This window comes from Megasphaera elsdenii DSM 20460 (assembly GCF_003010495.1).
In the GTDB taxonomy this organism is placed as follows: domain Bacteria; phylum Bacillota; class Negativicutes; order Veillonellales; family Megasphaeraceae; genus Megasphaera; species Megasphaera elsdenii.
This window is the reverse complement of the sequence record NZ_CP027570.1, coordinates 2,014,541-2,034,212: the sequence shown is the minus strand read 5'-3', so window position 1 is coordinate 2,034,212 and position 19,672 is coordinate 2,014,541. Positions and strand designations below refer to the sequence as shown.

Genomic DNA, 19,672 nt, shown 5'->3' with positions numbered 1-19,672 from the left:
TACCTCCTTTCCTTTACCGTCTGAGACGTGCAGTCAATACATCTGCAAAGACGAGGACGCGGTACGAAAAGATACCGGCCACGGCAGCCCCCAGGGAGATGGACGGGAACTGCAGGATGACGATGACGGCCAGGCAGATGAAGACCAGCCGGAACACGGCACCGCCGCGGATGAATGACGCCGCCTGCGGGGGCGGCAATTTTAAGGCTCGTACCGAACGGCTGCTGAGCATGAAGAAATAAACGATGTTCAAGCCGCTGCCGATACACCAGCCACTCATGTACTGCCACCAGCCGCCGGCAAAAAGGACGGCTGCGACGATACATGTAAAACCAATGAGTTTGTATATTGTTGCCTTTACATATGCATAGAACTCTTCCATAGGCTATCCTCCGTGATGCTCATTTGCCCTGATGCCGGCCATGGCGGTCCTCATCCTGCTGATAGGATAAGGCTTTCTTATACAAGGTCCAGAACCCGGACACGGCACCGATGAGGGAAAAGAGGATCAGTCCCCACGGCGACGTCCCGGCATGGACATCGATGAAGCGGCCCATGGCGACGCCGACACAGATACAGACGAAGAGAGACAAGCCCAGGGAACCGGCAATGACGACAATATCCCAAAGCTTCATGTGATTTAATTTGTCATCGTGAGAATCATCATGATGTCTCATATTACATACACTCCTGCTCGGGCGATGGCAGTTTTCCCATAATCGTCAGGTATAGTATGCATATACTGCCTGCAACGATTATTGGCTTATTTTAGCACGGAAAATCGGGAAAAGCAATATAAATTTCAAGAAAATCAAACGTTATAGCTAAAAACAATTCTCAGTATAGCTACAGATAATCAAGACCGGCTGAAATCGTCGGGAAGGCCTTCTTCTCCGGCAAAATCGTGGAGGATGGCCTGGACGATGCGCTGCGAAGCCTTGCCGTCGCCATAGGGATTGACGGCGTTGCTCATGGCATCGTAGGCGGCCTGGTCGGTCAGGAGGCGTTTCGTTTCGGCATAGACGACGTCTTTGTCCGTGCCAATGAGGCGTACCGTACCGGCTTCGACGGCTTCCGGCCGTTCCGTCGTATTGCGCAGGACCAGGACGGGCTTACCAAGGGACGGCGCTTCTTCCTGGATACCGCCAGAGTCTGTGAGGACGAGGCTGCTCAGGCTCATGAGGTTGGCGAAAGGTTCATATTCCATGGGGTCGATGAGATGGATGCGGTCGACACCGGCCAGTTCTTCTTCGACGACCTTGCGGACCAGCGGATTGCGGTGAACAGGAAAGACGATTTCCGTATCGGGGATCTCTTCGATGATGCGGCGCAGGGCCTTATAGATGTGGCGCATCGGTTCGCCCAGGTTTTCCCGGCGGTGCGTCGTCAAGAGGATGACCCGGTGGTTCTGGAAGTCGACGGATTTCAAGTCGTCGCCGAAGTCATAGTCGCCGGCGACGGTCGTCATCAAGGCGTCGATGACGGTGTTCCCCGTCACATAGATATGAGAAGGGTTCACGTTTTCCTTGAGCAGGTTGGCCTTGGCCGTCGACGTCGGCGCAAAGTGGATGGCCGCGATGGCACCGGTCAGCTTGCGGTTCATTTCTTCCGGGAACGGCGAATAGATGTCCCCTGTCCGCAGACCGGCTTCGACGTGGCCTACCGGGACCTGCTGGTAATACGAAGCCAGGGCGCCGGCGAAGGTCGTCGTCGTATCGCCGTGGACCAGGACCAGGTCCGGTTTTTCCTTGGCCAGGACATCCTTCAGGCCCATAAGGGACTTGGTCGTAATGTCGTACAGCGTCTGCCCCTGGGACATGATATCCAAGTCATAGTCCGGCGTAATCTGGAAGAGATCCAAAACCTGATCGAGCATCTGACGATGCTGGGCCGTAACGGCGACGATAGTCTGGATCTTATCGGCATGTTTCTGTAATTCCAGTACGACAGGCGCCATCTTGATGGCTTCCGGCCGCGTACCGAATACAGTCATTACCTTGATCATAATCAAAAAACCTCCTTATAAGACAACCGATTCCACCCACTACTGCTTGTGGGTAGAATCGGTCGTTGATTTGCGCAATATGCCAATGCGTTTTGCCGAATAGATGATGACGGCAAGAACGACCAGGACAGTCACGATACCCGTCTTATAGCTCACGTTGGCTACAAAGAGGGCTACGATGCCGAGAATCATGCTGACAAAATACATTATTAATACAGCTTGCTTTTGTGTCATGCCCAGGGCCAGCAGGCGATGATGCAGATGGCCCTTGTCAGGCTGGAAAATGGGGACACCGCTCATCTTGCGGCGGATGATAGCAAAGGTCGTATCGAGGATCGGCAGGCCCAGGGCGATGATGGGCACGACGAGGGCTACGGTAGCCGCCGTCTTGACCAGCCCTAATACAGCCGCTACGGACAGGGTATAGCCGAGGAGCATACTGCCCGTATCGCCCATGAAGATCTTGGCCGGGTTGAAATTGTACTGCAAAAAGCCCAGGGCTGCCCCTGCCATGGAGACGATGACCAGGGCCGGCAGGAACTGGTTCAGGTTATAAGCCAAGAGGAACATCGAAATGGATGCGATGAAAGCGACGCCGGCTGCCAGGCCGTCGAGGCCGTCGATGAGGTTCACCGTATTGGTGAAGCCGATAATCCAGAAAATCGTCACGGGAATCGCAATGAGCTCCGGTAAGACGATGATATCACCAAAAGGATTGGTCAGCCATTCGATCTGGATGCCAAAGGCGATGGGTATGCAGGCGGCCAGGATCTGACCGACGAGCTTGACCTTGGCCGGGATATTGCAGATATCGTCCCAGATGCCGACGGCGACGATGGCCGTGCAGCCCAGGAGCATCCCGACCAGTTCATGCTGCAAGGGCACGCAGAACAGGACAGCTGCCATGAAGCCGATATAGATTGCCAGCCCGCCGAGCCGCGGGATGACATGAGTATGTACCTTTCTTGCATTGGGCCGGTCCACGGCGCCGATCTTGATGGCCAATTTCTTGACGCTCGGCGTCAAAGCATAGGAAACGACTAATGCGATTACAAAGGGTACAACATATTGGAGCACAACACACGCCTACTTTCCATTAATCTATCAGTTCGTCAGACTGCGCATGGGCGCCGGGATACGGCCGCCGCGGGCAATGAATTCGTCCGACTTGTATTTATTGACGTTGATGATCGGGCAATGGCCGAGGAGGCCGCCGAATTCAACATTGTCGCCTACGTCCTTGCCCGGTACGGGGATGACGCGGACGGCTGTCGTCTTATTATTGATCATGCCGATAGCCGATTCGTCGGCGATGATGGCCGAAATGGTCGAGGCCGGCGTATTGCCAGGGATGGCAATCATGTCGAGGCCGACCGAGCAGACACAGGTCATGGCTTCCAGTTTTTCCAAGCTCAGGCTGCCACGGCCGACGGCTTCGAGCATGCCCTTGTCTTCACTGACCGGGATGAAAGCGCCGGACAGGCCGCCGACGCGGGACGAAGCCATGAGACCGCCTTTCTTGACGGCGTCGTTGAGCAGGGCCAGAGCTGCCGTCGTACCGCAGGCACCACAGCTTTCCAGGCCCATTTCTTCCAGGATGGAAGCGACGCTGTCGCCGACAGCCGGTGTCGGAGCCAGGGACAGGTCGATGATGCCGAAAGGCATGTTGAGGCGCTTCGACGCTTCCATGGCGACGAGCTGGCCGACGCGGGTGATCTTGAAGGCCGTCTTCTTGATGGTTTCGGCGACGACGTCAAAGGGCTGGCCTTTGACCTGTTCCAGGGCAACTTTGACGACGCCCGGGCCGCTGACGCCGACGCTGATGCACGAATCGCCATTGGTGACGCCGTGGAAGGCGCCGGCCATGAAGGGGTTGTCTTCGACGGCATTGGAGAAGACGACGAGTTTGGCGCAGCCTAAAGCATCCTGGTCTTTCGTCCGTTCGGCCAGGTCCTTGAAGACGCGTCCCATTTCAGCGACAGCGTCCATGTTGATGCCGGCTTTCGTCGAGCCGACGGCAACGGAACTGCAGACGAGGTCGGTCACAGCCAGGCTTTCGGCGATGGAGTCGATGAGGATGCGGTCGCCTTTGCTCATGCCCCGTTCGACGAGGGCCGAGAAACCGCCGATGAAGTTGATGCCGATTTCCTTGGCCGCTTTGTCGAGGGTCCGGGCGACGTCGACGTAACTCGTCAGGTCGCTGGCCCCGGCGACGAGGCTGATAGGTGTTACGGAAACGCGCTTATTGATGATGGGCACGCCGTATTCACGGGAGATGGCTTCCCCCGTCTCAACTAAGTGTTCACCGTATTTCGTAATCTTATCGTAAATATTGTTGCACAAGGTCTTGCCGTCGCTGGCGCAGCAGTCGAGGAGGCTGATGCCCATGGTGATGGTGCGGACGTCAAGGTTGTTCTTCTGAATCATCTGATTCGTTTCAAGTACGTCTTGGATTGTCAGCATATCATATCTCCTTAGCCTACACGATGCATTGCGTCAAAAATAGCCTGGTTCTGCGCCCGGATTTCAACGCCCAGGGCATCGCCCTTCTGTTTGAGCAAATCCTGCAAGGTATCTAAGGTGATGTCGGAATTGTCCATGTCGACGATCATGGCCATGTTAAAAATGCCATCCAAAATGACCTGATTGATCGTAAGGATATTGACTTTATTTTCTGCCATGATCTGGCTGACGGCGGCGATGATACCGGTACGGTCCACGCCAACTACGGTGATTACAACTTTCACAGCTGTCCACTCCTTTTTGTTATTAAATTCCATGCTTCCCTATTATAGCACAGGTAGCGTACTGATTTCCACTGTCTGCATACGAAATGATAGAATTGACGACAAACTGCCATATATGGGGGCCTATCGAACGAAGGTTCCTGCCATCATGCCGAGTTTGATGTTTGAAGCTTGACGTTTGATGTGACGGTTTCTAATTTCACTCCATCTACATCAAACGTCAAACATATAACACCAAACAGACTATTTATTCAGGGCCTTGCTGATGAGGGCCTTGCCTTCTTCCAGGAGCTTTCCGGCCTGGTCTGGCGAGACGAAGCTTTCGGCATACAATTTGTACAGGTCTTCCGTGCCGGACGGGCGGGCGGCGACCCAGCCGTCATCGGTCGTAATCTTGACGCCGCCAATGGCGAAATCACCGTAGGGAGACTTGGAGAGGACCGCCGTAATCGGGCTGCCGCACAAGGTCTTTTCCGTGACGTCGTCTTCCGTAAGGGCGCTGATCTTATCTTTTTCTTCCAGCGTTGCCGGCGCATCGCTGCGCATGGTATAGGGCCGACCCAGTTTTTCGCAGAGGTCGTTGTAATATTCGATGGGCGACTTGCCCGTAACGGCGCGGATTTCCGCAGCCAAGAGGCACATGATCATGCCGTCCTTGTCGGTCGTCCAGACACTGCGGTCCTTAGCGATGAAGGAGCCGCCGGCACTTTCTTCGCCGGAAAAGGCGATCTTGCCTTCCGTGTAGAGGGGGCCGAAATACTTGAAGCCTACCGGTACTTCATAGAGGGGGATATCGAGGAGCTTGGCTGCCCGGGCCAGCATATCCGTCGTGACGACGGTCTTGGCGATGCCCAGGCCTTCGAAATTGCGGTGGGTCATGAGGTAATGAGCGGCGACGGTCAGGAAGGCATTGGCCGAGATCATGCCTTCCGCGCCGGAAACGATACCGAAGCGGTCGTAGTCCGGGTCATTGGCCAGGATGAGGTTGTAATCGGCGGCCTGGCCGGTAACGGCCGACATGACATAGGCCGATGAGCAGTCCATGCGGACCTTGCCGTCGTGGTCGTAATTCATGAACGTGAACTGCGGATCATACGTATCGTTGACGAAGTCCAGGTCGAGACGATACACATCGGAAATCTGGTGCCAGTAATTCATGCCCGACCCGCCCAGGGCATTGACCAGGATGCGCAGCTTGGCATCGCGGATGGCGTCCATGTCGATGATGGATTCCAGTTCCGCCACGTAAAGGCCCTTGTAGTCGTAAGGGACGACGAACGCGCTGTCTTTGGCCTGGTCATAGGCCATCATCCTGACGTCCTGGTTATGGCCTGCCAGGAGGCGGTTGGCTTCCGTTTCGATGGCCTTGGTGATGTCCGAGCCGGCCGGCCCGCCGGTAATGGGGTTATACTTGATACCGCCGTGTTCCGGAGGATTATGGGATGGCGTGATGATCAAGCCGTCGGCCAGGCGTTCTTCGCGACGGCGGTTGTAGCGCAGGATGGCCCGCGATACCGACGGCGTCGGTACGAAATCACCTTCGTTATCGACGTAAGCCGTGACACCGTTGGCTGCCAGGACGGACAAGACCGTTTCATAAGCCAGTTTCGATAAATAATGGGTGTCTTCGCCGACGAACAGGGGCCCTTCCGCGCCAAACTGTTTGCGGAAGTTGCAGACGGCCTGGGTAATGGCCGCCACGTGGTCCTCGGTAAAGCTGCCGTTGCCGGCCTGGCCGCGATGGCCTGACGTGCCGAAGCGGACCTGCTGATGAGGATCCGTCACATCGGGATGCGTCGAATGATATGCCGCAGCGATGGCGTTCAAATCAATGTAGTCTTCTTTTCTTACTTTAGTACCTGCCAATTCATGTACTGCCATACTATCACCTGCTTCATTGTTTTGACAATCGTACAGCGATTTTATACAATAAGGACGAGTATGCGCGGTTCCACGCCACGCTATTCCATGGCTGTACGTCATCATTGTTATAGTTTACATTCATTATAACAAAAAATGTATCAATATCCTAGATATATAAGGAAGAAAGGTGATTTGCATGACAAAATTTATTTCCTGGAACGTCAACGGCCTGCGGGCCGTCATGAAGAAAGGCTTCCTGGATATCTTCCAGGCCCTCGACGCCGACGTCTTCTGCCTGCAGGAAACGAAGCTCCAGGCCGGCCAGATCGACCTGGACCTGCCCGGGTATGAACAATACTGGAACTACGCCGACCGCAAAGGCTACAGCGGCACGGCCATCTTCACCCGCCTGGCCCCCCTGTCCGTCCGCTACGGCATGGGCATCGACGAACACGACCACGAAGGGCGCCTGATTACCCTGGAATTTCCCGATTATTACTTCGTAACCTGCTATACCCCCAATTCCCAGAGCGAGCTGGCCCGCCTGCCGTACCGCATGAAATGGGAAGACGATTTCCGCCAGTACCTGCTGGACCTGCACCAGGAAAAACCGGTCATCGTCTGCGGCGACCTCAACGTAGCCCATGAAGAAATCGACCTCAAGAACCCCAAGACGAACCGAAAGAATGCCGGCTTCTCTGACGAAGAACGGCAGAAGATGACTGATCTATTGGCGGCGGGCTTCACCGATACGTGGCGCTACTTCTACCCCGATGTGACCGGCGTGTATTCGTGGTGGAGCTACCGCTTCAAAGCCCGTCAGAACAATGCCGGGTGGCGCATCGACTACTTCCTGACCACGAAAGACCTGGACAGCCGCCTGGCCAAAGCATCCATCTATACCGACATCACCGGCAGCGACCACTGCCCGGTCGGCCTGGAATTGAAATAATCCATCCACCCGAAAGGAGAGATTGTTATGTTAAAGAAATTGACCACAGCCCTGCTGGCCTGCACGGCTTTCGCCCTGCCCCAGGCCTTTGCCTTATCCGTCCTGCCCGAAGCCGGTGTCAGCCTCGGCGTCGGCACGAAAGAACAGTACGCCGAAGCTAAAGTCCTGCCGCGGACGACGATTGGCTACAAACGAGCCGACCGCGACCAGTACGGCAACCAGAACGACATCTATGCCAAATACAACGTCATCGGCTCGAAAGTCCAGCTCCTAGGTGGCTGGCGCAACAACATCGACGACCAAGCGAGCTCGACATCCTTCTACGGCGGCATCGGCGTCGCTGCACCCCACATTCTGGGTCTCCAGCCCTATGCGACTTATGTCAAAGGCTCGCATTTCGCCGAAACCCAGGCCGGCCTCAACTACAACATCGCCTTCGGCTGGGGATTGAACATCAATTACCACAATTATATGCCTGAAGACGGCGACAACGAACACGGCGTCGGCGCCGGCGTGACCTTCCATTTCTAAAGGGCGCAGGCCGCCGCGGTCCAAAGGGACCGAAAAAAGGAGCTGTCGCATTGCGACAGCTCCTTTTTACATCCAAACGATGTATTAGAAAGCGTTATGAGAATATTCGTAATACATGTCAGTGAGCTGATCCATTTTATCGCTCATTTCGACCATGAGGTTCGAAGCGGTATCGTAGTCATCAGCAGCCAGGGCCTGTTTGATCTTGGAGAAGATGGACAGGCTCTTTTCCGTGTCACGGCCTAATTCCGTACGGAGAGCGTTGATCTTGGTCCAGCGTTCGACTTCGAGAGCATTGCTGTCACCGTCAGCATGGAGCTGTTCGGCAGCGATGACTTTCGAGAGGTTTTCCGGAATGATGCGGTACTGGAGTTCCAGAGCCCAGCGGCTGAGAGCGCCGAGTTTGAAGGATTCCATGATGCGTTTCTGGAAAGCATCGCAAGCGAGGTCGTCCAATTTTTCTGGATACGTCGAGAGGGCTTTGAAGTTTTCCCAGACCGTGCGCGGAGCTTTGCCGAACATGGCATTGCGTTCTTCGTCGTTGAAGTTTTCGAAGACGTCGACTTCGGAACGATAAGCGCGGTCTTTTTCCAGATAATCGGCATCTTCGCCCGGTTTCTTAGAGAGTTCAGCTAAGAGTTCAGCCGTCGATTTTCCACTGGAGAGTGCATATTTGATACCATCCAAGGCGCCGAGATAGCACATGGCAATGGCAATGAACGTATTGGTGAACGGGTTCGGAGCACGAAGTTCGAAACGCGTAGCTGCCGGGCTGGCAATATCGCGAATGAGGCCGATCAGGACGGAACGGTTACGAGTCGGAACGTCCGGTGTTTCCCCGCCGAGAGCCGTTACGATGCAAACAGGAGCTTCAAACCCCGGTTTCAAACGGTTCAAGGAGTCCGTCGTCGACGATACGAAGGGGTTGATGACTTCGTAGTGTTTGAGGATACCCATGATAGCGCCATAACCAAGAGCCGAAAGGAATTCGCTCTTCATGTCGTCCGGGTTGAAGAGGTTGACGAATTTGCCGTTCTTCATGATGGCACCGATACCAAAATGGGTATGTTCGCCAGAACCGGCAACACCGTGGATCGGTTTAGCCTGGAAAGTAACTTCGAGACCGTTTTCACGGAAGACTTCGCGGACGATGATACGGGCAGCGATTTCGTTATCTGCTGTCTGTACAGGGTCGCTCGTATATTTCCAGTCGACTTCGAGCTGTTCCAGGACGAAGGTCAATTTACCGGAATCATCGATCTGTGCTTTAACGCCGCCGACTTCTTTATGGCCCATTTCCGGAGCAAAGCCGTATTTTTCCAAGCGTTCAACGGTCTGTTCAAGTGCCGTACGGACGACACCGTGTGTACGCTGCCAATACTGTTCCTGCATCTTCTGGGATGCCGAAAGGAGACGAGTAGCGACATCCTGGCTCGGCGTCTTGACCCAGAATTCCAATTCTGTAGCCGTCGTGAAGACAATCTTTTCGATATCGTCCGAGTTGATGGACGTGCCTTTAATGCCGTATTTTTTAACAAGAGCCAAAATCTGGTCGCCTACGTAATCGCAGGTATTGCGAAGGATGGAACGAGAATCGATAAAGCCCGTAGCATGGCGGAGGAAGCTCGGAATACGGAGCGTGCCGACAGGTTTGCCCGTTTCTGGATCGATATTGCCGTCATTGTAGTCGATGAACCAGTTGACGCTCGGGTCGGCTTTGATGTCAACACGGGCATTGGACAAGGTAGCAATGCCCGGCAGGACAACGGAAGAACCGTCTGTCTGGAAAGCCGTTGCATTGAAGAATTTATCGTATTCATCGAAGAATACACTAATAGGAATCTTTTCGTCCGTATCGTTGCCGGCGAGGTCGATGCCTACGAGAGATACAAATTTAATTTCCGGGTGCTGTTCGAGTAAGGCCAGCACACCTTCTTTACCATATTGACCTGCAGGGATTACATATACTAAATCATCTTTAGTCATCATGACTCCTCCTTTGGGTGAAAAAAAAGACTCCGCCCCTGTGGTTAAGGTTCGGAGTCTTCTTTGACTCTTGTTTCATGACTTATTTTATTTTCAAATCATGTTAAAATAATACAATCAATCAGTCTATTTGTCAATAGATTTTTTATAAAAATCTAACAAAACTAATTATTTTGTAAAATTTCTCGAACAATCTGTGAAACAAGCTTGCCGTCAGCCTTACCTTTGACTTTCGGCATGACGAGCTTCATGACGTCGCCCATCTTGAGACCGCTCTGACCGGCAACGGCATCGTTGACGATCTGGCGGATTTCATCGGCTGTGAGCTGTTTGGGCATGTACTTTTCCAGTACGGCCATTTCTGCCTTCGTTTCTTCGACGAGGTCGCTGCGGCCTGCCTTTTCAAACTCAGCCAACGATTCCTTGCGCTGTTTCATTTCTTTGGCAATGACGGCGCCGACGCCAGCGTCATCGAGTTCGCATTTGCCGTCGATTTCCGTGTTGCGGATGGCCGAACGGACCATGCGGATGACGGACAAAGCCGTTTTACCAGCTTCTTTGGCTTTCATAGCCGCTTTCATGTCCTGAAGCAGTTCTTCTTTAAGAGACATGCTATCACCCTTCTTACATTTGACGATTATGCTCTGTACTTCCGTTTCCGTGCTGCTTCGGATTTTTTCTTTCTCCGTACACTCGGTTTTTCGTAGTGTTCACGTTTCCGTACTTCGGAAAGAACACCTGCCTTTTGGCAAGAACGTTTGAAGCGGCGAAGTGCGCTGTCTAACGTTTCGTTTTTACCAACTCTGATTTCTGCCATTCTATTATCCCTCCCTCCAAGGTATGATAGGGAGTGCTTTTACTGCACACAATGAAATTATACTCAGATTGGCGTCATTTGTCAACAATTTCTGAAGTTCATCGTATAAATTTACTGAATACATAATTGCCATAGCCTAAACCTTCTTCACTGAGGCAGCAGCCCTGTGCCGTGCGTTCCAGAAGGCCCTGGCGGACGAGCTGGTCGATGACGGGACCGAAGTCGTCTTCAATGGCTTTCCCGAAGCGGCGGGCATAATCGCCGTAGTCGATGCCGGCGCGGCGGCGCAGGGCCAGGAAGCAGTAATCTTCGACGGCCCGCTCGGCGTCGATGGCGACGGACTCGGAAACGACACTCCCCTTCCCGGCCTTTTGGATATAGGCCGGGATGTTGGCCACGTTGGCCCAGCGCATCTTCCCGTCGAAGGAATGGGCCGACACGCCGAAGCCGATGTAGGGCTCATAGGTCCAGTACTTGCTGTTGTGGCGCGACTCGAAGGGGCCTTTGGCATAACTGGAAATCTCGTAGTGATGAAAACCATAGCCGTGCATGGCGTCGTGGACCGTCTGGGCCATGGCTTCCGTCGCCTCGTCTGGTGGCAGCTGCCAATCCCCTTTCTCCAGGCCGGCTTTGAGCTGCGTCCCCTCTTCGACGATGAGGCTGTAAATGGACGCGTGGACGACGGGCAGCTGAGACAGGCGCTCCACGTCGCGGCGGACATCGGCCAAGGTCTGGCCCGGCAGGCCGTACATGAGGTCCAGGGACAGGTTGTGGATGCCGGCATCGTAAGCCGCCTGGATGGCCCTTTCCCCCTGGGCTGCCGTGTGGACCCGGCCCAGGAAGGACAGCATGGCGTCGGAAAAGGACTGGACGCCCAGACTCAGGCGGTTGACGCCGCAATCGGCCAGGGCCGCAGCCTTATCATAATCGAGGCTGTCCGGATTGGCTTCCACTGTGATTTCCGCATGGCTAGTCATGCGGAAGGTCTGCCGGAGGGCCTTCAGGATGCGATCGATGTCGCCGGCCGCCAGCAGGGACGGCGTGCCGCCGCCGATATAGATCGTATCGGCTTCTTCCCCGGCATAAGGAGACGCGGCGATGTCCCGGCACAGTGCCTGGACGTAGCCGTCGCGATAGCGCTCCAGGCCGGCATAGGACGGAAAGTCGCAGTACAGGCATTTATGGCGACAGAAAGGGATGTGGACGTACAGGCCCAGCGTCATTCTTCGTCGACTTTGAGGACAGCCATGAAGGCTTCCTGCGGGATTTCGACGGTGCCGAACTGTTTCATGCGCTTCTTGCCTTCCTTCTGTTTTTCCAGGAGCTTGCGCTTACGGGAAATATCGCCGCCATAGCACTTGGCCAGGACGTCCTTGCGCAGGGCTGCCACGTTTTCGCGGGCAATGATCTTATTGCCGACGGCTGCCTGGATGGGGATCTGGAAGAGCTGGCGCGGGATGAGGCTGCGCAGTTTTTCGACCAGGGCGCGGCCGCGGCGGGCGGCAAAGTCCTTGTGGACGATGATACTCAAGGCATCGACGACGTCGCCGTTGATGAGGATGTCCATTTTGACCATGGGCGAAGCCTGATACCCGTTGAGCTCGTAATCGAGGGATGCATAGCCGCGGGTCGCCGACTTGAGGACGTCGAAGTAGTCGTAAAGGATTTCGCACAGCGGCAGGTTGTAGACCAAGGAGACGCGCGTATCGTCGAGGTAATCCATGGTGACGTACTGGCCGCGGCGGTTCTGGGAGATTTCCATGACCGTGCCGACCATGTCCTTGGGGATGATGATCGTCGTCTTGACCAGGGGTTCTTCGATATGGTCGATTTTGGTCATATCCGGCATCTGCGACGGATTGTCCACTTCGACCATCGTCCCGTCCGTGCAGTAGACGTGGTAAATAACCGACGGTGCCGTCGTGATCAGGGACAGGTTGTATTCCCGTTCCAGCCGTTCGCGGACGACATCCATGTGCAAAAGGCCCAGGAAACCGCAGCGGAAGCCAAAGCCCAGGGCCGACGATGTTTCCGGTTCAAAGAGGAGGGCTGCATCATTGAGGTGGAGCTTTTCCAGGGCATCGCGGAGATTGTCGTAGTCATTCGTTTCTACCGGATAGAGGCCGCAATAGACCATGGGCACGGCCTTGCGGTAGCCCGGCAGGGCTTCTTTGGCCGGATTGTCGGCCAGGGTGACCGTATCGCCGACGCGGCAGTCGCGGACGTTCTTCATGCTGGCCGCCAGATAACCGACGCTGCCACATTCCAGGGACGGGACGGGATGCATCTGGGGCAGGAAGACGCCCGTTTCGATGACTTCAAATTCCTTGCCCGACGCCATCATGCGGATGCGCTGGCCCGGCTTGATGCTGCCTTCCATGATGCGGATGTTGGCGATAGCCCCTTTGTAGGCATCGAAATGAGAGTCGAAGATGAGGGCCCGCAAGGGTTTGTCCCCTTCGTCAGCCGGTGCCGGGATGCGCTGGACGATGGCTTCCAGGACCTTGTCGACGCCGTAGCCCGTCTTGGCGCTGATCATGATGGCGTCCGACGCGTCGAGGCCGATGACGTCTTCGATTTCCTTGCAGACCCGGTCGGGGTCGGCACTGGGCAGGTCGACCTTATTGATGATGGGAATGATTTCCAGATCGTGTTCCAAGGCTAAATAGACATTGGCCAGGGTCTGAGCTTCGACGCCCTGCGTGGCATCGACGATGAGCAGGGCCCCTTCGCAGGCCGCCAGGCTGCGCGATACTTCGTAATTGAAGTCGACGTGCCCCGGCGTGTCGATGAGATTCAGGGTATACTGTTTGCCGTCTTGGGCATCATAAATGAGACGGGCTGACTGGGCTTTGATGGTGATGCCCCGTTCCCGTTCGAGATCCATCGTATCGAGGAGCTGGTCTTCCATTTCCCGTTTGGGCACGGTGCCGGTCATTTCCAGCATCCGGTCGGCCAACGTCGATTTGCCATGGTCGATATGCGCGATAATTGAAAAGTTTCTGATATGATCTGTAGACACGGTAGTCCTCCTCTTTTTATGCCGAATATTAAGCAACAACTAAGTTACTTTAACACATTATAATCATATATGGAATAGTTTCCAATGGATTTGGTTTATTTTTTTTATTTTCAGATACAACATATACAACATTAAACACAGTAACGTGATTCGCGTTGCAGTAAATGTTGCAGTAAAATAGAATATTTGTTTGGTGTGCTCAATTTTGAGCACACCCCCTGATTGGGTGATTAAAATTTGCCTTTCCTATCCACTTTATGTTATTATTAACTAAAAAAGAGGTGATTAATTTGCCACTAACATTAGCCCAGAGATTAGTAAAACTAAGAAAAGAACATGACATGACACAACAAGAAGTAGCAGACAAGATAGGTGTAGGGCAATCCCTTATTTGGAGGTGGGAGTCAGGAGAGATTAAAAGACTCAGACAAGATAAAGTACAAAAGCTTGCCAACTTATATGGAGTAAGTGAAGCCTATATCGCCACAGGGATAGATATTGGTAATCTCCCAGGAGAAGTCGAAGAATGGATTCATAGACCAGAAAACCGAGAAAAAGTGATTGGTTTTTATAAGAAGTGTAAGTTAGAAGAAGCGGCAAGGCAATTAAACAATATAAAGTAAGGAATGGTCATTGTGAATAATACCAACCATCCAGAAACAACAAAAAAGCCCGTGAGACATAAAGTCATCACGAGCAAGGTAAATCCAGAGATAAAAGAAAAGATACGTAAAGCTTCTCAAATTATGTTTGAGAGAAATCAGAAAGCGTATAAGGATTTGGAGAAAAGATAAATGTTTCTCTATAATAAGAAAGAACATCCTAGGATATACTCAAAATTGAGTAGAACCAACAGATGTTCTTTTTCTTTATGCCAATTTGGCTTCGGTGAAATCAAAGATTCGATTGTTGCGTACTTTCATGATATATACGTTATGGGCTTTGATGTCTTTATACCGGTCATTAAAGATGACCAAATCATGAACAGACTTATTATCCCGGACTTTTACGAAGGCCATGTTCTTCCCAGTTTTAGTCTTTCTCCCTTTGACATTCAAGACTTCGTATCCGAAGATATCCACGTTATTCACTAAGTCCATTTTGTATTTTGAGAATATATCTCCAAAGCTCATACCCAATACCTTAGATTCTTCCATCTGTTCGTTATACGCAGTGGGCGTATATTTAAACTCTCATTTCGATTTTCTTTTATCTTTTGCCCACACAATATATTGTAGCATCTCGTCTCTGTTCCCTTTGAATACACCAGCTTTTACTAAGTTACTCAAAACTGTCTTATTCATATTGATATTGGCTTCCAAAAACGTTTTGAAGTCTTCTGGGGAATCTTTGGGAATCTGTGTGTTGCCTACTCCAGCGATACAGTTCAGCCCAAGAATAATATAGGCCCCTTCTTCGTCGTAGTCCGAGTAACAGTTATAATGGGAAAGCTGGGGAGGGAGAATCTTAATTCCCATATGCATTGCTTCAAGAATATAAGAGGCTAGTTTCGGTTTATCCTTACAGTTAGAATCCAACAAAGAAGCCATGAACGCCGCTGGATAATGAGCCTTTAAATAGGCAGTAACCCATGCTGTCATACCGTAAGCCGCAGAATGGCCTCTATTGAAGCCATAGGAGGCAAAGGTGATGATATTATCGGTCAATCTTTTCATTTGAGCTTCTGTGTATCCATTCTTTACTCCTCTTGAAATCATATCATCTACAGCCGGTTTCATTTCATCTACTACCTTACGGCCAATGATTCTACGGAGATTATCTGCTTCACCGAGGGAATATCCACATATCTTCTGAGCAATCTGCATGATTTGTTCCTGATACAGAATGACACCTTCCGTATCCCTAAGGATAGGTTCGAGTTCTGGAATATCATACACGGTAGGTTCTTGGTGGTTACGGCGGCGGAGGAAAGTTTCTGCCATTCCAGAGTCTAACGGACCCGGTCTTCCTAACGCAACAACTGCTGACATGTCTTCTACATTCTTAACATTCATCCTGATGATGATATTTGTCATAACATTTGATTCAATCTGGAAGCAACCAGTTGTATCACCCTTGCGGAGCATAGCGGCGGTTGTCTTGTCATCTACTGGAATCTTAGCTACGTCAATGTCAATACCGGCACGGTGCTTGGTCTGTTCGATGATATCCAAAGTTTCAAGGCCAAGGATATCGAGTTTCAATAACCCCTGAGCTTCCAGCTGGTGGAAATCGTGGCAGACAACCATGTTGTCACCTTGTTTTTCGATTGCTGTCCAGTTACATACATCTTCCGGACTTACCAACACCGCCGACGCATGGCATCCATAGGAGATGATGTGACCACGGAATTTCATAGCCAAAGCTTTCCATCTCTTTTGTAGGGAAGTCTTCTCCGGCATGTCTTCAACTATGTTGATGTTTTTACTCATTTTGGTATATTCAACAGGTTTAATAAGTTCTTTATTTCTACACGCTATGAAGGCATCGTGGTCAGCAAGGCGTTCATTTTCTTCCGCCTTCTTTTTGTACGAGTCTGTCTTTTTGTACTCGCTAATTAAATCCAGATAATGTTTCCCGTTTATCGCCTGTGCGGCTCTTTGTACAGCCGATTTATCTTGAACATAGCTGATGGTACGAACCTGATATACTTCCCCATATTTCTCTTTTACATATTCGATAACGTCGCCTCTTCTCGGAGTGGACACATCGGTGTCTATGTCTGCTGGGGTTACACGTTCTGGGTTTGCAAATCTTTCAAATACGAGATTGTACTTAATGGGGTCTAACTTTGTAATTCCCATGAGGTACGCTGTCAGGCTACCGACTACGGAACCACGACCGAGGCCTGTTGGAATACCGACTTCACGACAATGACGAATCATATCATCAATGATGCAGAAATAATTGAGATATCCAAGGTCACTCAGGATTTTGAATTCATGCCGTACCTGCTTGATGTACTTATCTTTGTTCGGGTACTTGCTTATCCCTAAAGCCTTGAATCCTTCATTGCATTTCTGTTTTACATAGGTTGCTGGGTCATCACAGAATACGGGGTAATGCTGTCCACCAAACTCAATTTCTACATTACATTTATCAACGATTTCTTGTACATTATCAATGTAACTCTTTGCGTCAATACCATATTTTTTGAACCAGTCCAGTACTTCGTCCTCACTCCGAAGGTAATAGTCGTCAGAGGCGTAATACTGGGAATCGTCGCCAAGACCGAGCCATAACTTATGAGCTTGGATATCTTCCTTGTCAATGTAATGGCTGTCTAACGTAACGATAGTTTTCGAGCTGGGGAAATAGTCCTTCCACTTCTCGTTGTATTCAATCTGTTCTTGGAAATCATGAGGCTGGATTTCTACATACAGATCGTCACCAAATATCTCTAATAAATTATTGTACAAGGATTCTGGTTCTGAAGCACTTAGTGGACCGGCGATGCAGGCTGTGGTGCAGATGAGCCCCTCATGATACTGTTTGAGGGCTTCGATTCCGATTCTTGGCTTCCGATAAAAATGTTCGTGAGCATAGGTATCCATCTTCATCATGTTCTTATATCCATCATTATCTTTGGCCAGAATCAAGAGGTGGTATGTCGGAGCTTCCTTTACGGTGATTTCATTGGTATAATAGAATTCGCAACCGAGGATAGGTTTGATACCCTGTTTCTTACACTCTTCATAGAAATCAATCAAGCCCGTTACAGTCCCATGGTCTGTGATGGCCAGTGCTGGATACCCAAGCTCTTTAGCTCTGCTCACTAAATCGGGAATCTTAGCATATCCATCATGCAGGCTATAGTCGGTATGAGTATGTAGGTTAGAAAACATATATACGACTCCTTTCCCTATGTCAAAATTACTATATATGAGTATTTTAACACATAAAGTGAGTATTTTCAACTGAGACAAAAATAAGGCCACCCAAACGAGGGTGGCCATAAGCATAAAATGCTGTTTTTTGTCATTTGAGGCCCTCTCAAGGGCCTTTTTAACATATAATAGGAAGTCTAGGTATGATTTGTCATGGAGAATTTAGTGGCCCAATTTTGGGCCACTCAGGGCTATTTTGAAGCAGCGCACAGGATAGCTGTTCCCGCTACAATCCAAGCTATCTTATTCTGCCGGTTCTTGATTTCCAGTTTGTGTTTCAGTGATTCCGTTTGTTCTGTCAATATCTGCAAATTCGTCTCTAATTTCTCCAAGGAGTCGCTGGCTGTCTTCGATGACTGCTCGGCTTTGCTCATTGCTGTCTTGCAGTCTTCCAGTTGTTTTTTTAGCGTCGTCAGCTCTTGCTTGTCCGTTTCGGAGTTCTGTTCGAGTGTTGTCAAGTTCAGTTCGAGCTGTGCTACTTTCGTCTTTAACCTGTTGTATTGTTCGAGTGACATCTGCACCGTCTGAGTCTGCGGCACTTCGGCTGTCGTGGAAGACGCAAAAGAGAATGACACAAAGAACGGCAACAATACTAAGCAAAACCCAACGGAAAAGGTTTTTATTGGATTCCACATCATGCCTCCATATAAGAAATATTGGAATCTAACTGATTTGCCCCATACTGTTCCGAGTCGCTGTACTGCCAGATATCACATTCAAGGGACGGGGAGTTGTCGTACTGAGCCAGCCAGATAGAATATTTCCCTTTCAAGTAATCATAATCCAAGACATTAGTAAACCAATCATAGTTAGCATAAACACCGGTATTAAGATTGAGAGCATCAGCAAAAGCATCGCACATAGCAGTGGCAGAATCAGAATCCCAACCATTATTTTCACGCCAGCTACTATACTCTTGGTCAAAGAAGACAGGAAGTTCAAGCAAGCCTCCCCAATTCCCGATAATGTCACGGCAGTATTCCCCTTCCTTTCGAGCTTGGTCTACGTCCAGTGCATAACTGAACCAATATGCTCCGACTTTGAAGCCTCGGTTAAGAGCTTCCGTGGCATATTCCTTAAACTTGGAATCTTCATGTCCCTGACCGTAGCCAGCACGAACAATGACAAACTCAACACCAGCCTCTTGCAATGCGTCCCAATCAATAAAACTCTGATTTTCAGAAATATCTACACCTTTGATTCAACATCACTCCTATTCTTAGAATTATCTACTGGCCGGGGAGGAATTGGATATTCACCGGACGGGCTATTCTTTGTGGAATCTACTAACCACTTAAACAGACCGACCAGCCCCATGCCACAAGCAGAAATTCCTTGCCAGCATGAGTTAATCTCAAAATGTGTCCCCCACAGGCCGTTAGACCAATAACCATATAACCAAGATAAAAGAACTGTAAAAGCGGCAAGAAGCCCAAATGCCATACAGATGTACGACATATTGGACTTCATCGCTACGAAAGTACTACTGACTATACGAGTCAACCCTTTTTTGAATATCATCCAACCTCCGTTCTACAGACTCGAAACGTTCGTGGAACCGGGCCTCGTCAAGGGCCATCTGTTGCTGTTCCGCACCAAGACGGTTTACTAAGTTGCTTAGATTAGAGATGCTCTGTACGAGCTGGTCGTACTTATCCCCCAGCATCTTAGCTCGTTCTTTTTGACGTTCTTCCCTTTCATTCTCCCTTTCTTCAATAACTTGGTCATATTTTTCTTTCCATTCCCGTTCCTTGTCCCGGTGTGAAAAATACGGCTTGAGGATGGCCTCTCGGAAGCCACCCAATGCCGTACAAATTAAAATAAGTGCCTCTACAACTGTTGTGAAATTCTCCATTCATCCC

21 protein-coding genes are annotated in these 19,672 nt (G+C 51.0%); 4 read left to right on the top strand and 17 right to left on the bottom strand.

What is annotated here, in order from left to right:
* Positions 1–13: 13 nt before the first annotated feature.
* From C6362_RS09690 to C6362_RS09660, 7 genes are all read right to left on the bottom strand, one after another.
* A complete protein-coding gene (locus C6362_RS09690) occupies positions 14–382 on the bottom strand; it encodes a hypothetical protein (protein WP_014016849.1) in 369 nt (122 codons plus the stop codon).
* 19 nt (positions 383–401) lie between these two features.
* Positions 402–677 (bottom strand): AtpZ/AtpI family protein, encoded by a 276-nt coding sequence (locus tag C6362_RS09685; RefSeq protein WP_014016850.1) that lies wholly within the window; start codon positions 675–677, stop codon positions 402–404.
* A 179-nt stretch (positions 678–856) separates the two neighbouring features.
* Entirely contained in the window at positions 857–2,005 is a 1,149-nt protein-coding gene (gene wecB, locus C6362_RS09680) for a non-hydrolyzing UDP-N-acetylglucosamine 2-epimerase (RefSeq protein ID WP_014016851.1), read from the bottom strand.
* 39 nt (positions 2,006–2,044) lie between these two features.
* On the bottom strand, positions 2,045–3,082 hold the full coding sequence (locus C6362_RS09675; protein WP_014016852.1) for a glycosyltransferase family 4 protein: 1,038 nt from the start codon (positions 3,080–3,082) through the stop codon (positions 2,045–2,047).
* 27 nt (positions 3,083–3,109) lie between these two features.
* Positions 3,110–4,468: a PFL family protein gene (locus tag C6362_RS09670; RefSeq protein WP_014016853.1), complete on the bottom strand. Its 1,359-nt coding sequence runs from the start codon at positions 4,466–4,468 to the stop codon at positions 3,110–3,112.
* 11 nt (positions 4,469–4,479) lie between these two features.
* A complete protein-coding gene (locus C6362_RS09665; protein ID WP_014016854.1) occupies positions 4,480–4,752 on the bottom strand; it encodes an ACT domain-containing protein in 273 nt (90 codons plus the stop codon).
* Positions 4,753–4,995: 243 nt separating this feature from the next.
* Entirely contained in the window at positions 4,996–6,633 is a 1,638-nt protein-coding gene (locus C6362_RS09660; RefSeq protein ID WP_014016855.1) for a phosphoglucomutase, read from the bottom strand.
* Between the two features lie 178 nt (positions 6,634–6,811).
* Here C6362_RS09660 and C6362_RS09655 point away from each other — a divergent pair, with 178 nt between their 5' ends.
* Together C6362_RS09655 and C6362_RS09650 are read left to right on the top strand one after the other, a co-directional pair.
* A complete protein-coding gene (locus C6362_RS09655; RefSeq protein ID WP_027895667.1) occupies positions 6,812–7,567 on the top strand; it encodes an exodeoxyribonuclease III in 756 nt (251 codons plus the stop codon).
* 27 nt (positions 7,568–7,594) lie between these two features.
* Positions 7,595–8,098 carry a hypothetical protein gene (locus C6362_RS09650; protein WP_014016857.1) on the top strand — a complete coding sequence of 168 codons (504 nt, stop codon included), beginning with the start codon at positions 7,595–7,597 and terminating at the stop codon, positions 8,096–8,098.
* 84 nt (positions 8,099–8,182) lie between these two features.
* Here C6362_RS09650 and C6362_RS09645 read toward each other — a convergent pair whose 3' ends face one another.
* From C6362_RS09645 to lepA, 5 genes are all read right to left on the bottom strand, one after another.
* Positions 8,183–10,084 (bottom strand): type I glutamate--ammonia ligase, encoded by a 1,902-nt coding sequence (locus tag C6362_RS09645; RefSeq protein WP_014016858.1) that lies wholly within the window; start codon positions 10,082–10,084, stop codon positions 8,183–8,185.
* Positions 10,085–10,248: 164 nt separating this feature from the next.
* A complete protein-coding gene (locus C6362_RS09640) occupies positions 10,249–10,695 on the bottom strand; it encodes a GatB/YqeY domain-containing protein (RefSeq protein ID WP_014016859.1) in 447 nt (148 codons plus the stop codon).
* Between the two features lie 26 nt (positions 10,696–10,721).
* Positions 10,722–10,901 carry a 30S ribosomal protein S21 gene (gene rpsU / locus C6362_RS09635; protein WP_020311403.1) on the bottom strand — a complete coding sequence of 60 codons (180 nt, stop codon included), beginning with the start codon at positions 10,899–10,901 and terminating at the stop codon, positions 10,722–10,724.
* Positions 10,902–10,999: 98 nt separating this feature from the next.
* Positions 11,000–12,124 carry a radical SAM family heme chaperone HemW gene (gene hemW / locus C6362_RS09630; RefSeq protein WP_014016860.1) on the bottom strand — a complete coding sequence of 375 codons (1,125 nt, stop codon included), beginning with the start codon at positions 12,122–12,124 and terminating at the stop codon, positions 11,000–11,002.
* Positions 12,121–13,923 (bottom strand): translation elongation factor 4, encoded by a 1,803-nt coding sequence (gene lepA, locus C6362_RS09625; RefSeq protein ID WP_014016861.1) that lies wholly within the window; start codon positions 13,921–13,923, stop codon positions 12,121–12,123. The genes hemW and lepA overlap by 4 nt, the downstream gene beginning before the upstream one ends.
* A 257-nt stretch (positions 13,924–14,180) precedes the next feature.
* Between lepA and C6362_RS09620 the strand changes: the two genes are divergently transcribed.
* Together C6362_RS09620 and C6362_RS11925 are read left to right on the top strand one after the other, a co-directional pair.
* The gene (locus C6362_RS09620) at positions 14,181–14,546 is read left to right on the top strand and encodes a helix-turn-helix domain-containing protein (RefSeq protein ID WP_080596501.1); all 366 of its coding nucleotides are present in this window, start codon (positions 14,181–14,183) and stop codon (positions 14,544–14,546) included.
* Between the two features lie 12 nt (positions 14,547–14,558).
* Positions 14,559–14,717 carry a hypothetical protein gene (locus C6362_RS11925; RefSeq protein ID WP_162137548.1) on the top strand — a complete coding sequence of 53 codons (159 nt, stop codon included), beginning with the start codon at positions 14,559–14,561 and terminating at the stop codon, positions 14,715–14,717.
* 75 nt (positions 14,718–14,792) lie between these two features.
* Here C6362_RS11925 and C6362_RS09615 read toward each other — a convergent pair whose 3' ends face one another.
* The 5 genes from C6362_RS09615 to C6362_RS09590 all read right to left on the bottom strand — a co-directional run bounded on the left by C6362_RS09615 (position 14,793) and on the right by C6362_RS09590 (position 19,665).
* Entirely contained in the window at positions 14,793–15,023 is a 231-nt protein-coding gene (locus C6362_RS09615) for a single stranded DNA-binding domain-containing protein (RefSeq protein WP_041647268.1), read from the bottom strand.
* A gap of 93 nt (positions 15,024–15,116) precedes the next feature.
* Positions 15,117–17,768 (bottom strand): DNA polymerase III subunit alpha, encoded by a 2,652-nt coding sequence (gene dnaE / locus C6362_RS09610; protein WP_014016863.1) that lies wholly within the window; start codon positions 17,766–17,768, stop codon positions 15,117–15,119.
* A gap of 233 nt (positions 17,769–18,001) precedes the next feature.
* Complete coding sequence (locus C6362_RS12015) at positions 18,002–18,268, bottom strand: hypothetical protein (protein ID WP_218925673.1); 267 nt, start codon at positions 18,266–18,268, stop codon at positions 18,002–18,004.
* Between the two features lie 176 nt (positions 18,269–18,444).
* Positions 18,445–18,996 carry a GH25 family lysozyme gene (locus tag C6362_RS09600; RefSeq protein ID WP_255411318.1) on the bottom strand — a complete coding sequence of 184 codons (552 nt, stop codon included), beginning with the start codon at positions 18,994–18,996 and terminating at the stop codon, positions 18,445–18,447.
* Between the two features lie 297 nt (positions 18,997–19,293).
* Positions 19,294–19,665 carry a hypothetical protein gene (locus tag C6362_RS09590; RefSeq protein ID WP_014016866.1) on the bottom strand — a complete coding sequence of 124 codons (372 nt, stop codon included), beginning with the start codon at positions 19,663–19,665 and terminating at the stop codon, positions 19,294–19,296.
* Positions 19,666–19,672: the final 7 nt, after the last annotated feature.